Below are 20246 nucleotides of genomic sequence, written 5' to 3' on the forward strand. Positions count from 1 at the left end.
TTTGTCATTATGATGTGGTCACGACATTTTCAAATAATTCTTTCGAGGTTTGTTTATCCTCTAAAAAGTCTTTCCACGGATCCTTGTGGACAGAGAGTGTTTCATTCATTCGGTCGTTCAGCTCCTGCCGCTTTTCCGGATCGTTTAACACGAATTGGACATGGGATAAACCGACGCGCTCAAGCCATGCGGACGTACGCTCCAGATAGTTTGCGGTTTCCCTGTAATATTGCAGGTAAGCGCCTGCGTATTCTAAGACTTCTTCATTTGTTTTCACCTTCATCAGCAAATCGCCGGCACGCAAGTGGGTTCCGCCGTTTCCGCCGACATAAAGCTCCCAGCCTCCGTCGATGCCGACAACGCCAAGGTCCTTAATGCCGGATTCCGCACAGTTTCGCGGGCATGCAGACACGGCCATTTTGACTTTGTGCGGCGTGTTTAGCCCTTCGAATTTTTTCTCAAGCGCAATGCCCAGTGCCATGGAGTCTTGTGTGCCGAAGCGGCAGAATTGCTCGCCTACACATGTTTTCACTGTGCGGAGCGTTTTTCCGTACGCATAGCCCGACGGCATATCAAGATCTTCCCATACCTTCGGAAGGTCTTCTTTTTTCACGCCGATAAGATCAATTCGCTGGCCGCCTGTCATTTTCACGAGCGGGATCTCATATTTGTCAACGACATCGGCGATCTTGCGCAAATCTGTGGAGTTGGTCACGCCGCCGTACATCCGAGGAACGACTGAGTATGTTCCGTCTTTTTGAATATTGGCGTGCATTCGTTCATTAACAAAGCGGGATGTCCGGTCATCCTCGTATTTGGTTGGATTGATCATGCCTAAGTAGTAGTTCAGAGCGGGCCGGCATTTGGAACAGCCTTCTGGCGTTTTCCAGCCGAGCACATTCATGACTTCTCTTGTATGTGACAGCCCTTTGGCTTTGATTTCTTCTACGACTTCATCTCTCGACAATGTGGTGCAGCCGCAAATGGATTCTTTTTGCGCTGACGCATCAAAGTCTGATCCGAGCGTATGCTGGAGGATTTCTTCTACGAGTGGCTTACAGCCTCCGCATGAGCGGGATGCGCCGGTGCATGCTTTGATCTCGTCCGTTGACGAGCAGCCCTTTTCCTGTATGGCTTGAATAATCGCACCTTTTGACACGCCGTTACAGCCGCAGATGATTTCATCGTCGCTCATCGCTGCGGTTATGCTTGTGCCTGCTTGTTGGTCGAGAGGCTGTAAGATTGATATTTTTGAGGTTTCAGAGATATCGGCTTCTTTTTGAATCATAGAAAACAGGCGGTTGCCTTCGCTGCTGTCGCCGAATAAAACAGCACCGACTATTTGATTGCCTCTCAGGACGATTTTTTTATAGATGCCGTCCTGCTCATCGAAGACTTTAATCGCTTTTTTCTCTTCTGATTCGTTAAAGTCACCGGCAGAGAAAACCTCGACGCCTGATACCTTTAACTGTGTGGAGAGAACGGAGCCCTCATACGGTTTTGTTTCGATGCCGCAAATATGCTTCGCCAGCACTTTTGCCTGTTCATAGAGCGGTGCCACAAGCCCGTAGGCGATTCCTCGGTGCTCGGCACATTCGCCGACCGCGTAAATGTGCGGGATTTCAGTCTGCATATAATCGTTGACGATGATGCCGCGGTTAACCGGAATGCCGCTCTCGGCGCCGAGTGTTGTATTCGGACGGATGCCGACAGCCATGACGACTAAATCAGCTTCAATGCTTGTGCCATCTTTGAAGCGAAGGCCTTCGACACGGTCATCACCGACAATTTCTTCTGTTTGCTTTTCAAGTAAAAAGGTCATACCTTGTTTTTCTAACTCGTTTTGCAGCAGGCGTCCTGCCGTTGCATCAAGCTGGCGCTCCATCAGGAATGGGGCAAGGTGGATGACGGACACGTCCATGCCAAGATTCAGCAGTCCGCGAGCTGCTTCCAAACCAAGAAGTCCTCCGCCGATGACGGCAGCTTTTTTATATTGTTTTGACGCGGCGAGCATTGTGTCTGTATCTTTTATGTCCCGGAAAGCTGTGACGCCTTTTTTGTCTGCGCCCGGAATCGGAAGGATAAAAGGGACCGAGCCTGTCGCCAAGATCAATTCATCGTAAGGCTGGATTCTGTCTGCATCTGTGATGACTGTTTTGTTTTCCGTGTCCACTTTGATGACTGTTTCATTTGTATACAATTGAATGTTGTTTTCTTCGTACCAGTCCCAATCGTTTAACGTAATATCTTTAATATCTGTATCGCCTTGAAGCACTTTTGACAAAAGGATTCGGTTGTAATTGGGATGCGGTTCGGCACCGAAAATTGTGATCTGAAACTCGTCTTTAGCAACACTCAGTATCTCTTCAATGGCCCTTACCCCGGCCATTCCATTACCAACAAGAACTAGCTGTTTTTTTCCCATCAGATGATCCGCTCCTTATCAATGTTTTTTCCAGCGTAGCACAGCAAAAAGGAATATTTAAGATACATGTTATAAAATGTAACAAAATATACGAAAAGTTCTAAAAATTTTATGAAAAATTTAAATAGGTCTGATTCGGACGGCGCATACCTTAAAACCGGGCATTTTACAGGCTGGATCTAAGGCTTCCCCGATTAAATCATTCACATTTTGAGCGTCTGCCCAATGGATGGGAACAAAAACAGTATCTTTTCTGATTTGTTCTGATAATTTGCTGCGGACGGTGATGCTTCCCCGCGGCGATTCTATTTTTACCAGTACACGGTCCTCGATATTGTAGGTCGCTGCTGTTTGCGGATGGATTTCCATAAACGATTCAAAATGTCTCGCGGCAAGGGCGGCGCTTTTTCTTGTTTGGACGCCTGTTAAGTAGTGAGACATGACTCTGCCTGTCGTTAAATAAAGCGGATAATCGGCTGTCGGCTTCTCTTTTGGAACAGGTGGTTCGTTTGGAATCACACTTAATGCCGCTTTTTGATCCGGATGAGCAAATGATTCTGTAAACAAGCGCCCAGTTCCGGGATGATCAGATTCCGGACACGGCCAATGAATGCCGCCTTCACGTCTGAGCCTGTCGTATGAGATGCCTGAATAATCGGCAATCCCGCCTCGGCTCGCTTCTCTCAATTCATTAAAAATATCCTCCGCTGACGTATAAGAAAAGTAGCGGCCCTTGCCGAGAGCGGATGCGAGATCACAAATGATCTGCCAATCATGCTTTGCTTCGCCGGGGCATGGCCGGCTTGCTTCTCTTAATGTCACGCGTCCTTCTACATTTGTCATGGTGCCTTCATCTTCTAAGTAAGAGGAGGCAGGTAAAATCACATCTGCGTATTTCGCAGTCTCAGAAATAAACAAATCGATTGCAACAAAGAATGTCAGTTTCCTTAAAGCCTTTTTCACGAGATTCGCATTTGGGCTGGAGACAGCAGGATTGGAGCACATGAGGAACAATCCTTTGATGTCGCCGTCGTTGATTTTTTCCATCATTTCATAGGCTGAGACACCTTTTCGCGGCAGATCATCCTGATGGATTCCCCACACTTTCGCAACATGTGCCCGGTGTTGTTCGTTTTCAATAGATCGATAGCCCGGAAGCTGATCGGCTTTTTGGCCATGCTCTCTTGCACCTTGCCCGTTGCCTTGTCCGGTGATCGCCCCGTAACCTGAGTAAGGCTTGCCGATTTTTCCTGTGATCAGCACCATGTTTAAGAAGCCTTTCACAGCCGCTGTTCCATCGGTTTGCTGTTCAATCCCGCGGGCTGTAAACAGCATGCCGGACGTTTCCTTGGCAAACTTTACAGCCGCTTTTCTTATATCCACCAGCGGGACACTCGTCTGTTCGGCGATGTCATTCAGGTTCAACGAGTCAGTATGCTGCTTCAGCTCTTCGAATCCATTTGTTCGTGATTGAATAAAATCTTCGTTTGCGAGCTGTTCGTCGATGATGATTTTGACGAGACCGTTGGCAAGAGCGGCGTCTGTGCCGGGTTTGATTTTCAAATGAAGATCGGCGATTTTTGTTGTCGCTGTTTCACGCGGATCAATGGCAATGATGTAAGCTCCGTTTTCTTTCGCTTTTTCAAAATATGGCATAATCGTAGGCTGGCATTCCGCAATATTGGTGCCGGCCAGAATGATCACACGGGTGTGGGGAATGTCTGATAAGGGATTCGTTAAGCCTCTGTCCGCGCCGAAAGTTTGGTTGGCTGCGGTTGCTGCGGCGGACATACAAAGCCTCCCGTTGTAGTCGATGTATTTTGTCTGTAAGCCCACCCGTGCGAATTTCCCTAACAAATACGCCTCTTCATTTGTAATCGAGGCGCTTCCGTATACCGCCATAGCGTCATGGCCGTGTTCTACTTGGATCATTGTCACTTGGTCTTTAATGTAATTCAGTGCTTCTTCCCAGGAAACAGGCATAAACTCGCCGTTTTTCTTCAGCAGCGGCCGGGTGATGCGGGAGGAGTTCAGGGCATGCTGGTGGGCGTTCATGCCCTTCATGCATAGCCGACCCTGTGTTGTAGGATTATCAATCCCGATCGCAGTGTACTTTTTGCGCGTGACGATGGTTTGTTCCACGAGCTGCATTTTGCACTGCATGCTGCAAAACGGGCATTGAGTGTCATATGTTTTTTCTGATTGGACGTCTTGCTGTTTATCACGGAAATATCTAAGCAGTCGTTCAGTCAAAATGCCTCATCCTTTCTTATATGCACCCGTCTCTAGAGTCGGGTTTTGAATCAGTGACAGATCTGTTTGGAGGCTTTCCAGCAGCTGTGCCCTTAGGTTTTCTTCGAATAGCACTTCTCTGATATGAACGATCCCGAGACGGTCTATCCACTGATGAACTGCTTCTAAGTAATGAGCCGTTTCCCGATAATACTGGATCAGTCCTTTGATCATGCCGGCAGTGCTGTCTTCGTTCTCAGTCACGCAAAACAGAGCTCCTGAACGGGCATGAGTTCCCCGGACGCCGCCAATGTAAATGTCCCAGCCAGCTTGTGTCCGAATTGCGCCGACATCTTGCAGGGCGGCATCGGTGCAGTCTGTTTCACATGATAAGCTGATAGAAATGGGAGCGGGTAAGGGAAGCGTCTCAAGTTGTCTTTCGATTTGGGCTGCCAGCTGCTGAATCGATTGATTTTGCCCGCATGTACATGCTTTGATGCTTTGCAGCGCGTGTCGGTGTTCATTAGTGTAAACGGGCATCTTCAGGTCTTTTTTTATGTTCGGAAGATCCGCAGGCTTGATCCCGGAAAGCTTCAGCCTTTGGCCGTGAGTGATGGATACGTCGGGAATGCTGTATGCCTCAATGATGTTGGCGATGGTTCTTAGCTGCTCCGCGTTTGTCCGCCCGCCGTACATTTGCGGAATCAGGATGCATGTCTCTTCAGTGGCTGGCTCAGGCTGGACAAACCCGGGGTACAGCATTTCCAGATAGTATTGAATCGCAGGAACACAAGTACTGCATCCTTTTTTTGTTCTCCAGTCAAGCTGGTCCATCACTTCTGCCGGATTAGTGAATGGCCTGCGCTGAAGCTCAGCGATGATGCCGTCTTCTGTAAAATCAGTACAGCTGCAAAACGAAGGTGTGCCGGCGGGCTTCGTATATTCGCTGTTGGTCATGTGCCTCAAAAGGTCTTCAACGAGCGGTTTGCATCCTCCACAGGATCCAGTGGCTTTGGTGCAGTGCTTGACTTCCTCAACAGTTGTTAAGTTATTCGTGTGCACCGCGTCTTCAATCGCGCCTTTCGTCACTGTGTTGCATTGGCAAATCGTTTCACTGGAAGGCATGGATTCAAATAAAGGGCCGCTTGTCTCCGGTTCGATGATCTGCTTTTTGACAATGGAGATGTCTCGTTGTTTAAGCAGGCTGTCGAGAAGCCGCTGCTTGTCACGGGTGTCTCCGAATAAAATAACACCGGCCAGTTTGTCATCTACAAAAAGCGCTTTTTTATAAACGCCTGCTTGTTCGTCGTAGATTTTGATGCTCGTCGTGCGTTCATCCTCTTGGATCTTTCCTGCTGACCACACATCGATTCCAGCTATTTTTAAAGCCGCAGATGGTGCTGAGCCTTGATATTCCTCACATGGAACGCCGCAAATATGACTGGCGAGAGCTTTTCCCTGCTCATAAAGCGGTGCCACCAATCCGTACACCGTTCCGTTATGTTCGGCGCATTCACCAACGGCGTAGATATTCGGTTCGCTTGTCTGCATGAAGTCATTCACGATGATCCCGCGGTTCACTTTGATTCCAGCGGATACAGCTAATTCAATATTCGGTCTGACGCCGGCCGCCATGACAATCAAGTCTGCTTTTAATGAAGAGCCATCTTTAAAATGGATTCGGTCTGCCTTGGTGGCGCCGGAAATGGAGACGGTGTCTTTCTCCAGAAGAAAGGTTAGGCCTTTTTGTTCCAGCTCTGTTTGCAGCAGCCGCGCCGCTGTTTGATCGAGCTGTTTTTGCATAATGCCGGCGGAGTGGTGAATGACGCTGACATCCATACCGAGATGCTGTAAACCGACTGCAGCTTCCAGTCCTAATAAGCCGGCTCCGATTACCGCAGCCTTTTGAAAGTGCTGGGCCATGTTCATCAGCGCTTGGCAGTCTTCTATTGTCCGAAATCCATAGACACCTTTTTTGTCTGCCCCGGGGATAGGGAGAATATGAGGGGAGGAGCCTGTTGCCACAATGAATTTGTCATAAGACAGGATGCGCTTGCGATCCGTTATGACCTGCTGCTGATCTGTATCAATCTGAATAACCGTTTCGCCTGTGTAAAGCGTGATCCCGTGCTTGTCGTACCAATCCTTGCTGTTCAGTGTAATATCATCGAGTGACGCTTCACCCTGCAATACAGAGGATAAGAGAATGCGATTGTAATTGGGATGCGGCTCGCTTCCGAAAATGACAATCTCAAACATGTGGCGATTCAGCTTTAATACTTCTTCAATACAGCGGATTCCGGCCATGCCGTTTCCCGCTAACACCAATCTTTGTTTCTTCATGTATCAGACCTCCTTTGGCGAAGCTCGTAAGTTTTCTCCTATTAAAAATTATGTCACAATGCACTGTTAACGCATTAAACGTGTCACAAAAACTTACACATGTCTTTTCCAGAAAATAATGGTCCTATATCCTTGATTCAGAAAATGTAAAATAATGAGGGTCTAGAAAGGGGAATCTTATGAAGCTGTCGGAACTGAAAACTAGCGGTCATCCACTCACTTTGCTCTGTTCCTTTTTATACTTTGATGTCAGTTTTATGATATGGGTTATGCTTGGGGCGCTGGGTGTTTATATTTCTCAGGATTTTGGCCTGTCTCCTTTTGAGAAAGGGCTTGTCGTAGCTGTGCCGATTTTATCTGGATCAGTGTTTCGTATCATTCTTGGTATTTTAACGGACAGAATCGGACCGAAAAAAACGGCAGTGATCGGGATGCTGGTGACGATGATTCCGCTGCTTTGGGGGACATTCGGCGGCCGTTCCCTGACTGAGCTGTATGCCATCGGGATTCTGCTTGGCGTGGCGGGGGCAAGCTTTGCTGTAGCGCTGCCTATGGCCAGCCGCTGGTATCCGCCTCATTTGCAGGGACTTGCGATGGGGATTGCCGGAGCGGGGAACAGCGGCACGTTGTTTGCAACCCTGTTTGGCCCTCGTCTGGCGGAGCAGTTCGGCTGGCACATTGTCATGGGAATTGCGCTAATTCCATTATTGATCGTCTTTATTCTTTTTGTATCCATGGCAAAGGATTCCCCTGCACAGCCGTCTCCCCAGCCGCTCAAAAGCTATCTGCATGTGTTCGGGCAAAAGGAAACATGGTTTTTCTGCCTGCTGTACAGCGTCACATTTGGCGGATTTGTCGGGCTCTCAAGCTTTTTATCTATTTTCTTTGTTGATCAATACCAGCTGTCAAAAATTCACGCAGGGGACTTCGTTACATTATGTGTGGCGGCGGGGAGCTTTTTCCGGCCTGTCGGGGGCTTGATTTCGGATCGTGTCGGCGGCACGAAAGTTCTTTCTGTACTGTTTGTCATCGTGGCACTGTGTATGGCCGGAGTCAGCAGCCTGCCATCTCTTTCAATGGTTGTTGTTCTATTGTTTGTCGGAATGATGGGGCTCGGAATGGGTAACGGTGCAGTATTCCAGCTCGTGCCGCAGCGTTTTCGCAAAGAAATTGGCATGGTGACGGGAATTGTCGGTGCGGCCGGAGGAATCGGTGGGTTTTTCCTGCCGAACATCTTAGGATCTCTCAAACAGATGACAGGCACATATGCTATCGGTTTTATCACGTTTTCCTGTATCGCGCTGCTGGCATTTGCACTTGTGCTTGCCGCAGGCTATTACTGGAGAAAAAGCTGGAGCGCGGAAAGCAGACCGGCGGATGTTTAGGGTTTTGACGGACACGCGTTTGTGCGTGTCTTTTTTATTTTCTCTTGATTTTCAACAGTGAACCGATCAAAATAAATAGTAATTATTACGATTTGTTAGCGAGAGGAGTTTTCTGAATGAATCAACATACGCTGCTCCCGAAAAAAACGGAGCGTCTTCAATACTTTGGATCGGTCAGTCCGATCAAAGGCGAGAAACCAGTGGAAAAAGAGAAAATGAAGGACCTGCAAAATATCAGGAAGGATTATTTTTTTGATATTCAGCATGTAGGTGTCGCTAATGTGTCCCATCCAGTCACAATCACTTCTGCCATGATGCCTGCCGAGCAAACAACGGCTGCGAACTTTACAATGACTTGTAATTTGCCGAGAAATCAGAAGGGGATTAACATGAGCCGGTTAACAGAGCTGCTGCAAGTCTATCATCAAAATGGCTGGGTTCTCTCATTTTTCTCTCTTCAGCAATTTACGAAAGAGCTTGCAGAAAACATGGACATATCATCTGCCACAGTTGAAGTGAGGTTTCCGTGGTTTTTCGAACGGAAAAGCCCGAAGCTTGAGAAAGCGGGTTTGATGCATGCTGATATATTCATGTCTGTCACCTATCGCAAAGATCAGCCGTTTAAACAGCGTGCCGGCATCTCAGCAAAAGTAACGACTCTGTGCCCTTGCTCCAAGGAAATCAGCGAATACAGCGCTCATAATCAGAGGGGAACGGTCAGCATTTGGGCGGATATTCACCCGGCCGCATCGCTGCCAAGTGATGTTAAAGCTGATTTGCTTCACGCCGCAGAATCAAATGCTTCTGCGAGACTGCATCCGGTATTGAAGCGGCCTGATGAAAAAGCCGTGACAGAAACGGCCTATGAAAATCCGAGGTTTGTTGAGGATCTCGCTCGGCTGATTGCTGCAGATTTGTTTGAGCTTGAATGGGTGTCAGCCTTTGAGATTGAATGCCGCAATGAAGAATCGATCCATCTCCACGATGCCTATGCGAAGCTGTTTTTTTCGAAGGAAGTGGATAAAATATGAAACTCTCATTATTCATTATTGCAGTTCTTATGTCAGCCTGCCTGCTGTCAGCCTGCTCCGATCACACAGAAGAACACGCAAGTATCAATACAAAGAAAACGGTCGAAAACATAACGGACGTTCGAAAAACAGCAAAAACAAGCATTGATTGGACGAAGCCTTCGGGCGGAGAATACCCGGATATTAAACAGAAGCATGTCTGGATTGATGTGAATGTGAAGGAGCAGAAGGCTTACATCAAGGAAGGAAGCAACACCATCTATACAATGATGATCTCTTCTGGTCTTGATCAAACAAAAGATGATGCTACGCCAAAGGGCACCTTTTATGTAGAGCCTGAACGGGGAGAATGGTTTTTTTCCGAAGGATACCAGGAAGGCGCAGAATACTGGGTATCATGGAAAAATCACGGTGAATTTCTATTTCATAGTGTGCCAATGACTAAGGATCAAAAAGTCATCAAAACGGAAGCAGAAAAACTAGGAACGAAAGCATCTCACGGATGTATCAGGCTGACCATTCCAGATGCGAAATGGGTATATGAAAATATCCCTGAACATACAAAAGTGGTGATCAGCTGAATTGAAAACCGTTGACAAAAAGGAAAAAAGACCATACAATTTAAATCGTAACTATTACGTTTTGTGATAAATGGCTTATCATTGGCTGTGCATCTGTGAAAAAGCGGAAAGGCATCGATTAAGGATCTTGCTGTCGGCAAGGGCAGGGATTTGCGATGGGGAAAAGGATTAAACGCGGTTGGAGCCTTTACTGATTTATAAATCGGGCGGCAGCGAGAAATGAGCGCGAAAAGCTGCTCTACACCATTGTACATATGGCGAAGTATACAATTTAAATCGTAATCATTCTATTTTAATGGAGGCATTATTATGAAAAAAATTCCGGTTACCGTACTGAGCGGTTATCTAGGTGCGGGAAAAACAACATTGCTGAACAGCATTCTGCAAAATCGCGAAGGCTTGAAAATAGCGGTTATCGTAAACGATATGAGCGAGGTGAACATTGACGCGGGCTTGGTTAAGCAGGAAGGGGGCCTTTCCAGAACAGATGAAAAGCTTGTGGAAATGTCAAACGGCTGCATTTGCTGCACGCTTCGCGAAGACTTATTAATTGAAGTTGAGAAGCTGGCAAAAGACGGACGGTTTGATTATATCGTCATCGAATCGACAGGAATCAGCGAACCGATCCCGGTGGCCCAGACTTTCTCTTATATCGATGAAGAGATGGGAATCGATCTTACAAAATTTTGTCAGCTGGATACGATGGTGACGGTGGTTGATGCCAACCGTTTTTGGCATGATTATCAGTCAGGCGAAAGCCTTCTGGACCGCAAAGAAGCATTGGGGGAAGAGGATGAAAGAGAAATCGCCGACCTCTTGATCGATCAAATTGAGTTTTGCGATGTACTGATCTTAAATAAATGTGATTTGGTCAGCGAGCAAGAGCTCGAACAGCTTGAAAACGTTCTTCGTAAACTGCAGCCAAGAGCCAGGTTCATTCGTTCCGTCAAAGGAAATGTAAAACCGCAGGAGATTTTGCATACAGGGTTATTTAACTTCGAGGAAGCGAGCGGATCGGCCGGCTGGATTCAAGAGCTGACAGCAGGCCATGCGGAACACACCCCGGAAACAGAAGAATACGGTATCTCTTCATTTGTATATAAGAGACGTTTGCCGTTTCATTCTACACGATTTTACCGTTGGTTGGATCAAATGCCAAAGAACGTGGTACGTGCCAAAGGAATCGTCTGGTGCGCATCTCATAACAACCTTGCTTTGCTGATGTCGCAAGCAGGTCCGTCGGTTACGATTGAGCCTGTATCTTATTGGGTGGCGGCGCTGCCGAAGCTTGAGCAGGAGCAAGTCAAACAGCAGGAGCCGGAAATCCTGGAGGAGTGGGACCCGGAGTTCGGTGACCGCCTAACGCAGCTAGTTTTTATCGGAACTGACCTGGATGAAGAAACGATTACGAAAGAGCTTGATCAATGCCTGCTGACTGAATATGAATTTGATTCCGACTGGTCGCTGTTTGAGGACCCGTTTAAATGGAAGCTGAATCAATAGAAAAAAAGCCGTCCCCTGGGGAACGGCTTTTTTTAATGAAACGTTTGTTTAAACATAATGAGCGTATTTTTTCTCAAGGATATTCTGAAAGACCGCGGCAATGGAGCAGATGGCCCAATAAATGAGAGCGGTCAGAATATACATGGTCATATAATCAAACTCTCTGCCCCCGATGATTTTCGCATGCTGGAGCAATTCCGGCACTGTAATCATCGCAGCGAGAGATGATGCCTTGATTAAGTCGAGCAATACATTGGCAAGCGGAGGCAGCGCAATACGTATCGATTGCGGCAAAATGATGCCCCTCATCGTCTGCCAATAGGAAAGACCCAGCGAGGATGCGGCTTCCCACTGTCCTTTTTCGACGGATGAAATGGCTGAACGGTTAATTTCCGCAATGTAGGCGGCGCTGTTTAGGCTAAAGCCGATTAAAGCAGCCGTGACAGCGGAAAATTCAATGCCGATATAAGGAAACCCGAAATAAAGGATAAACAAAATCACCAATATCGGAACGCCCCGCATAAATGAGATATAGAGCTTCGCCGGCCATCTTAACAAAGCAAGCTTTGACATTCTGGCGAGTGATATGAACAGGCCGATCACAGTTCCCGCAAACATGCTTACAAAAGAGATGAGCAGTGTATACCCAATGCCTTTTATGACATAAGGGAACGATTCAATAGCCAGCTTTGTGTTGAAAATATATTCCCATTGAATGCTATTGATCATGGCGTCCGATTACAAATCAACGTCCTGAACGTCGGCATCAATTTTTTTTGATACATCTGCTTTATTGAAGAATTGTTTCGACAGTTTAGTCAAAGAGCCATCCTTGCTCATCTCTTTCAATGCTTCGTTCATCTTTTTCTGAAGTGCCTCATTGCTTTTTTTCATGACAAGGGCCTGTTTGTTCGGCATGTACTTGATGTCAGGATGAATTGTAATGTTGAGATCCGGGAATGCCGCGAGCGCAAGTGTCTGCAGGTAATAGTCGTTTAAAATGACGTCAGTGCGTCCGTTGGCAACATCTTTTAAATATTGCTCATTCGTCGCATTATCATAAATCACTTCTTTGGCGCCGTATTTTCTCGCGACCTCCATGTAGACGGTTGTAGCCGCGCCAGCCGCTTTCTTCCCTTTTAAATCCTTAAGCGTTTTAATCCCTGATAAATCGTCTTTTCGGACAATTGCCGTACCGTATGAATATTTATATGGAGTAGAAAATGCGAACTTCTTCTCGCGGTCCTTCGTCACATCGATGTCATTCGCGGCTGCGTCAACCTGTCCGCTGTTCACCGCTGTCAGCATCCCGTCAATGCCCATCTCCTTGAACTCAACCTTCAGTCCCAGGCGTTTTGCCGCTTCACGAACGACTTCAACCTCGTAGCCCGTCAGCTTATCGGAGCCAGAGTCGGTATCATGATAAGAAGTGGGATAAAGCGTACCTGATGTAGCGACTACGATTTTCCCTTTGTCCTTGATTTGCTCCCAGCCTGTATCCTTGGAATCGGCTTCATTTTTGCCGGAACAGGCTGCCAATATAAGAAAGAAAGCCATTGTGAAACTGAATATAACGGCTTTGGATTGCATGAATGATTTCACCTATAGTTCCCCCAATCTGTTAATCAACTAAAAAGATAGCATTGAACATAAGGGGTTGCAATATGTTGATCGCGTTTTCAAAAAGTTCGAATTGTGTATACAAAAGGCATAGTGGGTGTTTAATAGCGGCTATGAAGGGAATTGGTGATGAACAAAGGAGTTGTCCAAGGATGATTGCCCGACGTACCAAGGAAACACATGTGGACGTGAAGGATGCAGTAGATCCGTTATTCCTCTATGCCAATACCGTAAGAAATGGTCAAGAAGCATGAAATCGATCTTCAGAATAAATTTAAGTCTTGCTGATGCCCCTAAGGCATATGATATATTCGATGAGAAAGAAAACGGAAACATTTAAACCATAATGGGGGAGTCAAATGAATATTTACAAACCAGCCGGATTTTGGATCAGACTTGGAGCTGCATTGTTAGACTATATTATAGTCTCCGTGCCGCTTTTGCTGATCTATTGGCTGATTACAGGAAAAGACCCAAACGACAGCATGTTCATCAGTTTGGTTGTTCTACTGTATTCTATTTTGCTGCCGGTGTTTTGGCGCGGTTATCTTATCGGAAAAAGGATCTGCGGAATCAGAATCGTAAAAAAAGACGGATCACAGGTCAGTCTGTTAACAATGTTTTTACGGGTTATTGTAGCCGGCCTGGTTTACTGTATAACCTTCGGACTCGGCTTGATCGCCAGCCTGATTCTGATTGCCGTACGAGAAGACAAACGGACCCTGCATGATTTAATCGCGGGAACATATGTCACTTATGCGACACCAGGTGAAGAAGAACTTAATGCTGACGAAGAGATTAGAAAGAGCGAATAATGGTTCGCTCTTTTTATTTTTATGCATAAAAAATACAAGGCAGCAAAACATATGAAAAATAGGATTGGAGGAATAAACTGGATGAAACGAATAACCATCAACATTATCACAATGTTCATTGCAGCGGCTGTCATTTCTCTGACCGGTACAGCTGAGGCCGCTGAAAAACAGCAGCAGTCTCCCGCAAATGTTACACTGACAGATCAGCAAAAGAAAGAGATTGAACAACTGGAAGCAGAGATTCTTAAAAAGCGCAAAGACGTGATCTCAAAGTATGTACAATACGGTATCCTGCCTAAAGAAAGAGGAGAACACATCAAAAATCACTTGGACAAACACTTTGAAATGATGAAACAAAACGGCTTTGTTCCAAAGCACCATCCTCATCCGCATAAATTTGAAAAAAGACATTAAGATGGAAAGCATCCAATTGGAATTGGGTGCTTTTGCGTTATTTACAGGTAGGCAATATTAGCTGAGCTGTTCCGCGACTAACATCGAGTTGATATGAAACGCGTTTCATAGCCTATGATAGGTTTATCAAATAATTCAGGAGTGATAAACACTATGATCCACCGGCATCCAGAATCTTTTCCGAAACATTTTTTGTGGGGCTCTGCTTCTGCAGCGTACCAGATTGAAGGCGCTTGGAATGAAGATGGCAAAGGCCCTTCTGTTTGGGATGTGTTTACGAAAATACCGGGCAAAACGTTTAAAGGAACCAATGGCGACATTGCGGTTGACCATTATCACCGATTTAAAGAAGATGTCGCTCTGATGGCTGAGATGGGGTTAAAAGCATATCGATTTTCCGTCAGCTGGCCACGGGTTTTTCCAAAAGGAAAAGGAGAGATCAATGAAGCAGGTCTAGCGTTTTACGATAGACTGATTGATGAATTGCTTTCTCATCACATCGAGCCGGTTCTGACTTTATATCACTGGGATTTGCCTCAAGCGCTTATGGACGAATACGGCGGGTTTGAATCCAGAAACATCATAGAGGATTTTAATCACTACTGTATTACTCTTTATAAACGTTTTGGAGACAGGGTGAAATATTGGGTTACGTTAAACGAACAGAACTACAATTTTAATCACGGATTTATTACAGCCATGCATCCGCCTGGAGTGAAAGACAGAAAACGATTTTACGAAGCAAACCATATTGCGTTTCTGGCTAATGCAAAAGCCATCGAATCATTTAGAGAATATGTGCCTGAAGGCAAAATAGGTCCTAGCTTTGCTTATTCTCCGGCTTACCCTTTATCAAGCCATCCAGAGGATATACTGGCATTTGAAAACGCCGAAGAATTTACGAACAATTGGTGGCTTGACATGTATTGCTGGGGAACCTACCCGCAAATTCCATTCCGCTACTTGGAAAAACAGGGATGGGCGCCGACAATTGAAGCAGAGGATATGGACCTGCTCGCCAAAGGGAAGCCTGATTTTGTAGGTGTCAATTATTATCAGACGATCACCTATGAACGAAATCCGCTTGATGGTGTGTCAGAAGGGAAAATGAATACGACAGGCCAAAAGGGAACCAATCAAGAGACGGGGATACCCGGAGTGTTCAAAACGAAAAAAAATCCGCATCTGACAACGAGCAACTGGGATTGGACAATTGACCCAATTGGGCTGCGTATCGGTCTTCGCCGAATAACAAGCCGCTATCAGCTTCCAGTGTTTATAACAGAGAACGGTTTGGGTGAATTTGATAAAGTTGAGGACGGCACTGTACAGGATGATTATCGAATTGATTATTTGCGTTCGCATCTTGAGCAATGCAGACAAGCCATCAGTGACGGTGTCGATTTAATCGGCTATTGCAGCTGGTCGTTTACTGATCTGTTAAGCTGGCTGAACGGCTACCAAAAAAGATACGGATTTGTATATGTCAATCGTGATGAAGAAAGCACATCCGATTTAAAACGCTTGAAGAAAAAAAGCTTTTATTGGTATCAAGATGTCATCAAGACAAACGGAGAAAGTTTATAAAGAGTCCCTGAGAGTTATTCTCTCAGGGGTTTTTCATTACACAGAAACAGCATCAATAATATAAGTGTCGGCGTGCAAATCTGACATTTCAGCCGGCACAGTCCAACATGTCAATTGATAGTCTCCTTTAGGCAGATCAAAGGACAGTCTTTTAGACATAATGCTTTCAATATGAATTCCGTTTTCTGTGACATGAAAAGGAACAGTCACTTTTTTTTCGTAGGAGTTTACTGTTTCTGAACTGTTCAGGCGCAAAAGAATAAAGGCCTTTGTATTTCGCTGTGCCTCAAAGGAAATGGCTCCGTCTGCCGCAGCATATCCTTTTTCAATCGCTTCGTCAGTCCAATCCATTACAGGAGGTGTAGAATCCTTTTGAAATACAGTAAATTGATGATATGAAATCGAAAGTTCTTGCGGCTTCCATGATTTGATCAATGTGCTGTTCCTCCTCTATGTACTGTTTACTGAATTGTGAATAAAACCTTTGTGCCGTCTGGGTAATCGGTAAGCTGATGCCCGACCCAAGAGCCTGCTCCGCGGTTGTCAGCGGGAGAAATGTATTCTACAGAAGCTCCCTCACCGCCTTCTTTGCACATGGCCATTGGCCATTCATCTCTGTCATACCCCTTTTTGGAAGGTACGTCCTTTAATGATTGCTCGCGGCGTTCCTCAGCTCCGTCTCTGTCGATAGTGCACACCTCTGAGTGCCCCTCATTTATCGCATCCTTAATATGCTTGGCCGTTTCGGGATAACGGTCAGAAGGGAAGGCGATTGTTTCATCATATTCTTTCGTTTGAGACGTTTTTTGATCAGCTGAGAAAAAGTCTCCTTTTATCAGGCCGACAGCTGCAGCTGCTATGATGACGATGACGAGAAGTATTGTTTTTATGATGTCCGTCGTGATGTTCACCTCCCGCTTTTAAAACTGACACAAGAGTAATCCAGAAAGCATTTGGTGTAAAGGTTTAAATTTTATGTTTTACGCTCAGTTTATTGCAGAAATCGTAATTTTAGCAGAACGAAATATTTGTTTTCAGCAAAATACGATTGCCAATTTACAATAATGATAGTAAGTCATCAGCCGTTTTCGGCTTGATTAATCATTTTAAATTGGCTTATGATACCGGTAAGCTCCTCAGCTAATTGAGAAAGTGTTTCAGAAGCTGCGGTAATCTCCTCCATTGCAGCAAATTGCTCCTCTGTTAATGCAGCCGCTTGCCGGGTATTTTTAGTAGATTCTTTAATGTCGGCCGTATTGGCTGCAAAGGAATCATTTATTTGATGTGCACTGGCTGAAATGTTTGTTACAGATGCTGATAAATCACTAATCTCGGCGCTGATTTCACCTGTTGCAGCTGCAATTTCCTTAAATGCATCTCTGGTGCGCTGGATCATGGTGACTCCTTCTGCAGCTTCTGTTTTCACATGCTCAACAGATCTTGCAGACCGGTTCATATCCTTTTGTATTTCTATGATCAGTTTTGAAATCTGTCCCGCAGACTGTTGAGACTCTTCCGCTAATTTACGTACTTCATCAGCAACAACAGCAAAGCCTTTTCCTTGTTCACCGGCTCTGGCAGCTTCAATCGCTGCATTCAGCGCAAGCAGGTTTGTCTGATCGGCAATTTGGGTGATGACCGATAAAATTTGCTCAATTTGTTTAGAGCGGCCGTCTAACTGGTGTATGATTTCTCCGCTTTTCTGAATTGACTGGTGAATCGCATCCATTTGCGCCTGTACATTTGCAATTTCCTTTTGTCCAATGTCTGCTTTTGATTGCGCGAGCTGCCCTTTGTCAGCGATAGCGGCAGTATTTGCAGAAATATCCCGGATGTCTGCTGAAGCTTGTTTTAATGAGCTTTCACTGTTTTCAATTCGGGTGATCTGATCTTGGGCTCCATTTGCAATCTGCTGTACAGCTTCTGTGATTTTTTCTGAAGCTTGATTTGTTTCCTCTGCTCCGGCTGAGAGCTGCTGAGAGGCTGACGCAAGCTGAAGGGCTGATTGTTGTACGGTTTGTATGGTATCGTTCAGCTTCATTCTCATCTTATTATAATAGACGCTTAGTTCTGAAAGCTCGTCACCGGTTTTGTCTGACACCTCTATTGTCATATCTCCGTTTCCGGCACTTTCAAAGGCGCTTTTTAAAGCGTTCAGCCGCTTGTTGATTTTTCTGGTGAAAACCAAAACAAGGATGACTGATACTATAATGACGATAACAAGAACGATAGCGAATTGAGTGAAAAGTGATTGTGTAAGTGATGCTAAAATACTTTGATTAGCTCCGGTATACAGCATGCCGATGATGTTCCCATTTTGATCTTTTAACGGCATGTATGCAGTCTGATAAGAAGAACCTGCTACATCTGCTTGTCCGTAAAAACGCTTTCCTTTCTTTAAAACAGCGGCAATAACTTCAGAAGAAGCCTGGGTGCCGACAGCTCTTTCGCCATTCTTCATGACATTGGTTGCAACACGAGTATCGCCTTGGAAAATGGTAATGGTATCACCTGTTTTTTCACCAAGCAGATCAACAATATCTTCATTTCCATTGATTTGTGTTTGCCCTTTATAGAGCTTATTGTTTTTCACCTGCCAGTCGCCTGACATGACATCATCAATATATGTGCTGCTTAAAGCGAGATCACCTTTCGCTTTTTCAGTTGCCATTTGTTTCATGCTTTCTGTAATTTCTTTAAGCATCACAGTGCCAACTGATGCCGAAAACAAAAGAATCACCACGAAAACGAGGCAAAGAATTTTAGTTCCTAGCTTCATCTTAAATCGTTTTATCAACATAATTCCTCCTTTTATGATATATAGGTCATATTACTTATCGGGTTTTTGGGTTTAAAGTTTTATTTTTAAAAAATAAAACCGGCCTGATTTTCAGGCCGGTTGTGTGATGCTATTCAAGGTTTGCGTGGTGAGTGAACATAGTTTCAGAATCGAGTGCTTTTTTCTCCATGAGTTTTAAAATCACTGCATCATAAAATAGCAGCAAAGTTTGTTCAAATAATGTTCCCATTGGCTGAATGGTTTTATAGCTTCCGTTTGACTGATCTTTAGGAGAACCAGGCATTCTGATGATGAGGTCCGCTTGTTTTCCGATGCTTGATTCCGGATTGATGGTTAAAGCGGCAACAATTCCGTGTAAGCTTTTTGCTTTTGCTGCGGTATGAATCAAGCTCTTTGTCTCGCCTGATCCTGAGCCGATAATAACTAGATCTCCTTCGGCGAGCGGCGGAGTGAGAATCTCACCTACTATATGGGCGTTGAAGCCCATGTGCATCAATCTCATCGCGAAGGATTTTGCCATCAGGCCAGACCGCCCCGCACCCGCAGTGAAAATTTGGTGGGATGAAAGAATGTGATCGGCAAGCTGGTCAGCCTCTTCATTAGAAATATAAGCTGCTGAACGGTGTAACTCATTGAGAATTTCCGCTACGTATTCAGTCGTTTTCATCGGAGTTATCCTTGGGCAATCAGCTGCTTCATTTTTGAAGCTGTTTCCGCTTTATCAGCTGCGCTTGTAATTCCGCCCCCGACAATGACAAGGTCAGGCTTTTGCTGGATCACTTCTGGTAGTGTATCAAGTTTGATGCCGCCCGCGATTGCGGTTTTTGCGTTTTTTACGGTGTTTTTGATTGTCGTTAATTCTTCGAAAGAGTTCTTGCCCTCTGCTTGAAGATCATAGCCAGTGTGGACGCAGATGTAGTCAACACCGAGTGCGTCAATTTCTTGCGCACGGGTCTCGATATCTTTCACGTTAATCATGTCCACTAAGATTTTCTTCTTTTGTTTTTTGGCTTCTTCTACTGCGCCTTTAATCGTTGCGTCGTCTGTAGCCCCTAAAACGGTGATGATGTCAGCGCCTGCTTCCGACGCTTTCATAATTTCGTAGCCTCCGGCATCCATGATTTTCAGGTCTGCAAGAACCTTCAATTGAGGAAATGCTTCTTTTATTTCTTTAACGGCTCTTAGGCCTTCATTGATGACGACCGGTGTTCCGATTTCAACTACGTCGATGTATTGTTCTACCTCTTTGACAAGCTCAATGGCTTCCGGGATGTTGACGAGGTCTAATGCAAGCTGTAATTCCATTGTTGATCCACTCCCTTTTTCGAATTATTGTTCATTCTATAGGTTCCTTCTTTTGTTGAGAAGTAGGCACTTTGAAGTCAACAAGTTACTTGGAGGATACTGTGAGGAGAGACAATCAGATTTCTTTCGCTTGATTTTATGAGTGAGTATAATGAAAAAAGAGTCTGCAAAAAAGTAAGTAAGTGATGATACGTATCTAACATAC

At 45.4% G+C, this 20246-nt stretch carries 18 protein-coding genes and 1 pseudogene; 9 read left to right on the forward strand and 10 right to left on the reverse strand.

Translation table 11 applies throughout. The annotated features are described in order from the left end of the window. Positions 1 to 7 precede the first annotated feature (7 nt). From nasD to nasB, 3 genes are all read right to left on the reverse strand, one after another. Complete coding sequence (nasD, locus tag QF06_RS00605) at positions 8 to 2425, reverse strand: NADPH-nitrite reductase (RefSeq protein WP_015715219.1); 2418 nt, start codon at positions 2423 to 2425, stop codon at positions 8 to 10. Positions 2426 to 2545: 120 nt separating this feature from the next. Then, positions 2546 to 4678: an assimilatory nitrate reductase catalytic subunit NasC gene (gene nasC / locus QF06_RS00610; protein WP_015715220.1), complete on the reverse strand. Its 2133-nt coding sequence runs from the start codon at positions 4676 to 4678 to the stop codon at positions 2546 to 2548. A gap of 6 nt (positions 4679 to 4684) precedes the next feature. Further along, on the reverse strand, positions 4685 to 7000 hold the full coding sequence (nasB, locus tag QF06_RS00615) for an assimilatory nitrate reductase electron transfer subunit NasB (protein WP_041850674.1): 2316 nt from the start codon (positions 6998 to 7000) through the stop codon (positions 4685 to 4687). A gap of 179 nt (positions 7001 to 7179) precedes the next feature. Here nasB and QF06_RS00620 point away from each other — a divergent pair, with 179 nt between their 5' ends. The 5 genes and pseudogenes from QF06_RS00620 to zinU all read left to right on the forward strand — a co-directional run bounded on the left by QF06_RS00620 (position 7180) and on the right by zinU (position 11500). After that, the gene (locus tag QF06_RS00620) at positions 7180 to 8385 is read left to right on the forward strand and encodes an MFS transporter (protein WP_041850675.1); all 1206 of its coding nucleotides are present in this window, start codon (positions 7180 to 7182) and stop codon (positions 8383 to 8385) included. A 116-nt stretch (positions 8386 to 8501) separates the two neighbouring features. Continuing rightward, complete coding sequence (gene folE2 / locus QF06_RS00625; protein ID WP_041850676.1) at positions 8502 to 9416, forward strand: GTP cyclohydrolase FolE2; 915 nt, start codon at positions 8502 to 8504, stop codon at positions 9414 to 9416. Beyond that, on the forward strand, positions 9413 to 9997 hold the full coding sequence (locus QF06_RS00630) for a L,D-transpeptidase (protein WP_041850677.1): 585 nt from the start codon (positions 9413 to 9415) through the stop codon (positions 9995 to 9997). Before folE2 ends, QF06_RS00630 begins: the two co-directional genes overlap by 4 nt. Positions 9998 to 10114: 117 nt before the next feature. Beyond that, positions 10115 to 10279: pseudogene (locus QF06_RS20765) on the forward strand (hypothetical protein). A gap of 27 nt (positions 10280 to 10306) precedes the next feature. Next, the gene (gene zinU, locus QF06_RS00635) at positions 10307 to 11500 is read left to right on the forward strand and encodes a zinc metallochaperone ZinU (protein ID WP_033883103.1); all 1194 of its coding nucleotides are present in this window, start codon (positions 10307 to 10309) and stop codon (positions 11498 to 11500) included. Positions 11501 to 11548: 48 nt separating this feature from the next. Here zinU and QF06_RS00640 read toward each other — a convergent pair whose 3' ends face one another. Together QF06_RS00640 and QF06_RS00645 are read right to left on the reverse strand one after the other, a co-directional pair. After that, positions 11549 to 12229 carry an amino acid ABC transporter permease gene (locus tag QF06_RS00640; RefSeq protein WP_003234624.1) on the reverse strand — a complete coding sequence of 227 codons (681 nt, stop codon included), beginning with the start codon at positions 12227 to 12229 and terminating at the stop codon, positions 11549 to 11551. A gap of 9 nt (positions 12230 to 12238) precedes the next feature. Continuing rightward, a complete protein-coding gene (locus tag QF06_RS00645; protein WP_080121173.1) occupies positions 12239 to 13102 on the reverse strand; it encodes a transporter substrate-binding domain-containing protein in 864 nt (287 codons plus the stop codon). A 160-nt stretch (positions 13103 to 13262) separates the two neighbouring features. Here QF06_RS00645 and QF06_RS21680 point away from each other — a divergent pair, with 160 nt between their 5' ends. The 4 genes from QF06_RS21680 (at position 13263) to bglC (ending at position 15936) form a co-directional block, all read left to right on the forward strand. Further along, the gene (locus QF06_RS21680) at positions 13263 to 13460 is read left to right on the forward strand and encodes a hypothetical protein (protein ID WP_120363256.1); all 198 of its coding nucleotides are present in this window, start codon (positions 13263 to 13265) and stop codon (positions 13458 to 13460) included. Positions 13461 to 13479: 19 nt separating this feature from the next. Then, positions 13480 to 13935 (forward strand): RDD family protein, encoded by a 456-nt coding sequence (locus QF06_RS00655; RefSeq protein WP_024572178.1) that lies wholly within the window; start codon positions 13480 to 13482, stop codon positions 13933 to 13935. Between the two features lie 81 nt (positions 13936 to 14016). After that, positions 14017 to 14349 carry a YckD family protein gene (locus QF06_RS00660; RefSeq protein ID WP_003246247.1) on the forward strand — a complete coding sequence of 111 codons (333 nt, stop codon included), beginning with the start codon at positions 14017 to 14019 and terminating at the stop codon, positions 14347 to 14349. 153 nt (positions 14350 to 14502) lie between these two features. Further along, on the forward strand, positions 14503 to 15936 hold the full coding sequence (gene bglC, locus QF06_RS00665; protein WP_038828490.1) for a 6-phospho-beta-glucosidase: 1434 nt from the start codon (positions 14503 to 14505) through the stop codon (positions 15934 to 15936). Positions 15937 to 15972: 36 nt separating this feature from the next. Here the strand turns inward: bglC and nin are convergent, their stop codons facing one another. The 5 genes from nin to hxlA all read right to left on the reverse strand — a co-directional run bounded on the left by nin (position 15973) and on the right by hxlA (position 20041). Continuing rightward, positions 15973 to 16371, reverse strand: coding sequence for a DNA-entry nuclease inhibitor (nin, locus tag QF06_RS00670; RefSeq protein ID WP_021481824.1), 399 nt, complete (start codon positions 16369 to 16371; stop codon positions 15973 to 15975). Positions 16372 to 16397: 26 nt separating this feature from the next. Then, positions 16398 to 16847: a DNA-entry nuclease gene (gene nucA / locus QF06_RS00675; RefSeq protein ID WP_014475770.1), complete on the reverse strand. Its 450-nt coding sequence runs from the start codon at positions 16845 to 16847 to the stop codon at positions 16398 to 16400. Between the two features lie 167 nt (positions 16848 to 17014). Then, positions 17015 to 18736: a methyl-accepting chemotaxis protein TlpC gene (gene tlpC / locus QF06_RS00680; protein ID WP_021481821.1), complete on the reverse strand. Its 1722-nt coding sequence runs from the start codon at positions 18734 to 18736 to the stop codon at positions 17015 to 17017. Between the two features lie 109 nt (positions 18737 to 18845). Next, on the reverse strand, positions 18846 to 19403 hold the full coding sequence (hxlB, locus tag QF06_RS00685; protein WP_041850679.1) for a 6-phospho-3-hexuloisomerase: 558 nt from the start codon (positions 19401 to 19403) through the stop codon (positions 18846 to 18848). A gap of 5 nt (positions 19404 to 19408) precedes the next feature. Further along, on the reverse strand, positions 19409 to 20041 hold the full coding sequence (gene hxlA / locus QF06_RS00690; RefSeq protein ID WP_041850680.1) for a 3-hexulose-6-phosphate synthase: 633 nt from the start codon (positions 20039 to 20041) through the stop codon (positions 19409 to 19411). Between the last annotated feature and the right edge of the window lie 205 nt (positions 20042 to 20246).

It is taken from the genome of Bacillus sp. YP1 (genome assembly GCF_000877815.1).
GTDB lineage: Bacteria > Bacillota > Bacilli > Bacillales > Bacillaceae > Bacillus > Bacillus subtilis.

Bases quoted from the DNA above. Each gene is read 5' to 3' on its own strand.
- nasD (WP_015715219.1), bottom strand. From the start codon at position 2,425: ATGGGAAAAAAACAGCTAGTTCTTGTTGGTAATGGAATGGCCGGGGTA.
- nasB (WP_041850674.1), bottom strand. From the start codon at position 7,000: ATGAAGAAACAAAGATTGGTGTTAGCGGGAAACGGCATGGCCGGAATC.
- QF06_RS00620 (WP_041850675.1), top strand. From the start codon at position 7,180: ATGAAGCTGTCGGAACTGAAAACTAGCGGTCATCCACTCACTTTGCTC.
- folE2 (WP_041850676.1), top strand. From the start codon at position 8,502: ATGAATCAACATACGCTGCTCCCGAAAAAAACGGAGCGTCTTCAATAC.
- QF06_RS00630 (WP_041850677.1), top strand. From the start codon at position 9,413: ATGAAACTCTCATTATTCATTATTGCAGTTCTTATGTCAGCCTGCCTG.
- zinU (WP_033883103.1), top strand. From the start codon at position 10,307: ATGAAAAAAATTCCGGTTACCGTACTGAGCGGTTATCTAGGTGCGGGA.
- QF06_RS00640 (WP_003234624.1), bottom strand. From the start codon at position 12,229: ATGATCAATAGCATTCAATGGGAATATATTTTCAACACAAAGCTGGCT.
- QF06_RS00655 (WP_024572178.1), top strand. From the start codon at position 13,480: ATGAATATTTACAAACCAGCCGGATTTTGGATCAGACTTGGAGCTGCA.
- QF06_RS00660 (WP_003246247.1), top strand. From the start codon at position 14,017: ATGAAACGAATAACCATCAACATTATCACAATGTTCATTGCAGCGGCT.
- bglC (WP_038828490.1), top strand. From the start codon at position 14,503: ATGATCCACCGGCATCCAGAATCTTTTCCGAAACATTTTTTGTGGGGC.
- tlpC (WP_021481821.1), bottom strand. From the start codon at position 18,736: ATGTTGATAAAACGATTTAAGATGAAGCTAGGAACTAAAATTCTTTGC.
- hxlB (WP_041850679.1), bottom strand. From the start codon at position 19,403: ATGAAAACGACTGAATACGTAGCGGAAATTCTCAATGAGTTACACCGT.
- hxlA (WP_041850680.1), bottom strand. From the start codon at position 20,041: ATGGAATTACAGCTTGCATTAGACCTCGTCAACATCCCGGAAGCCATT.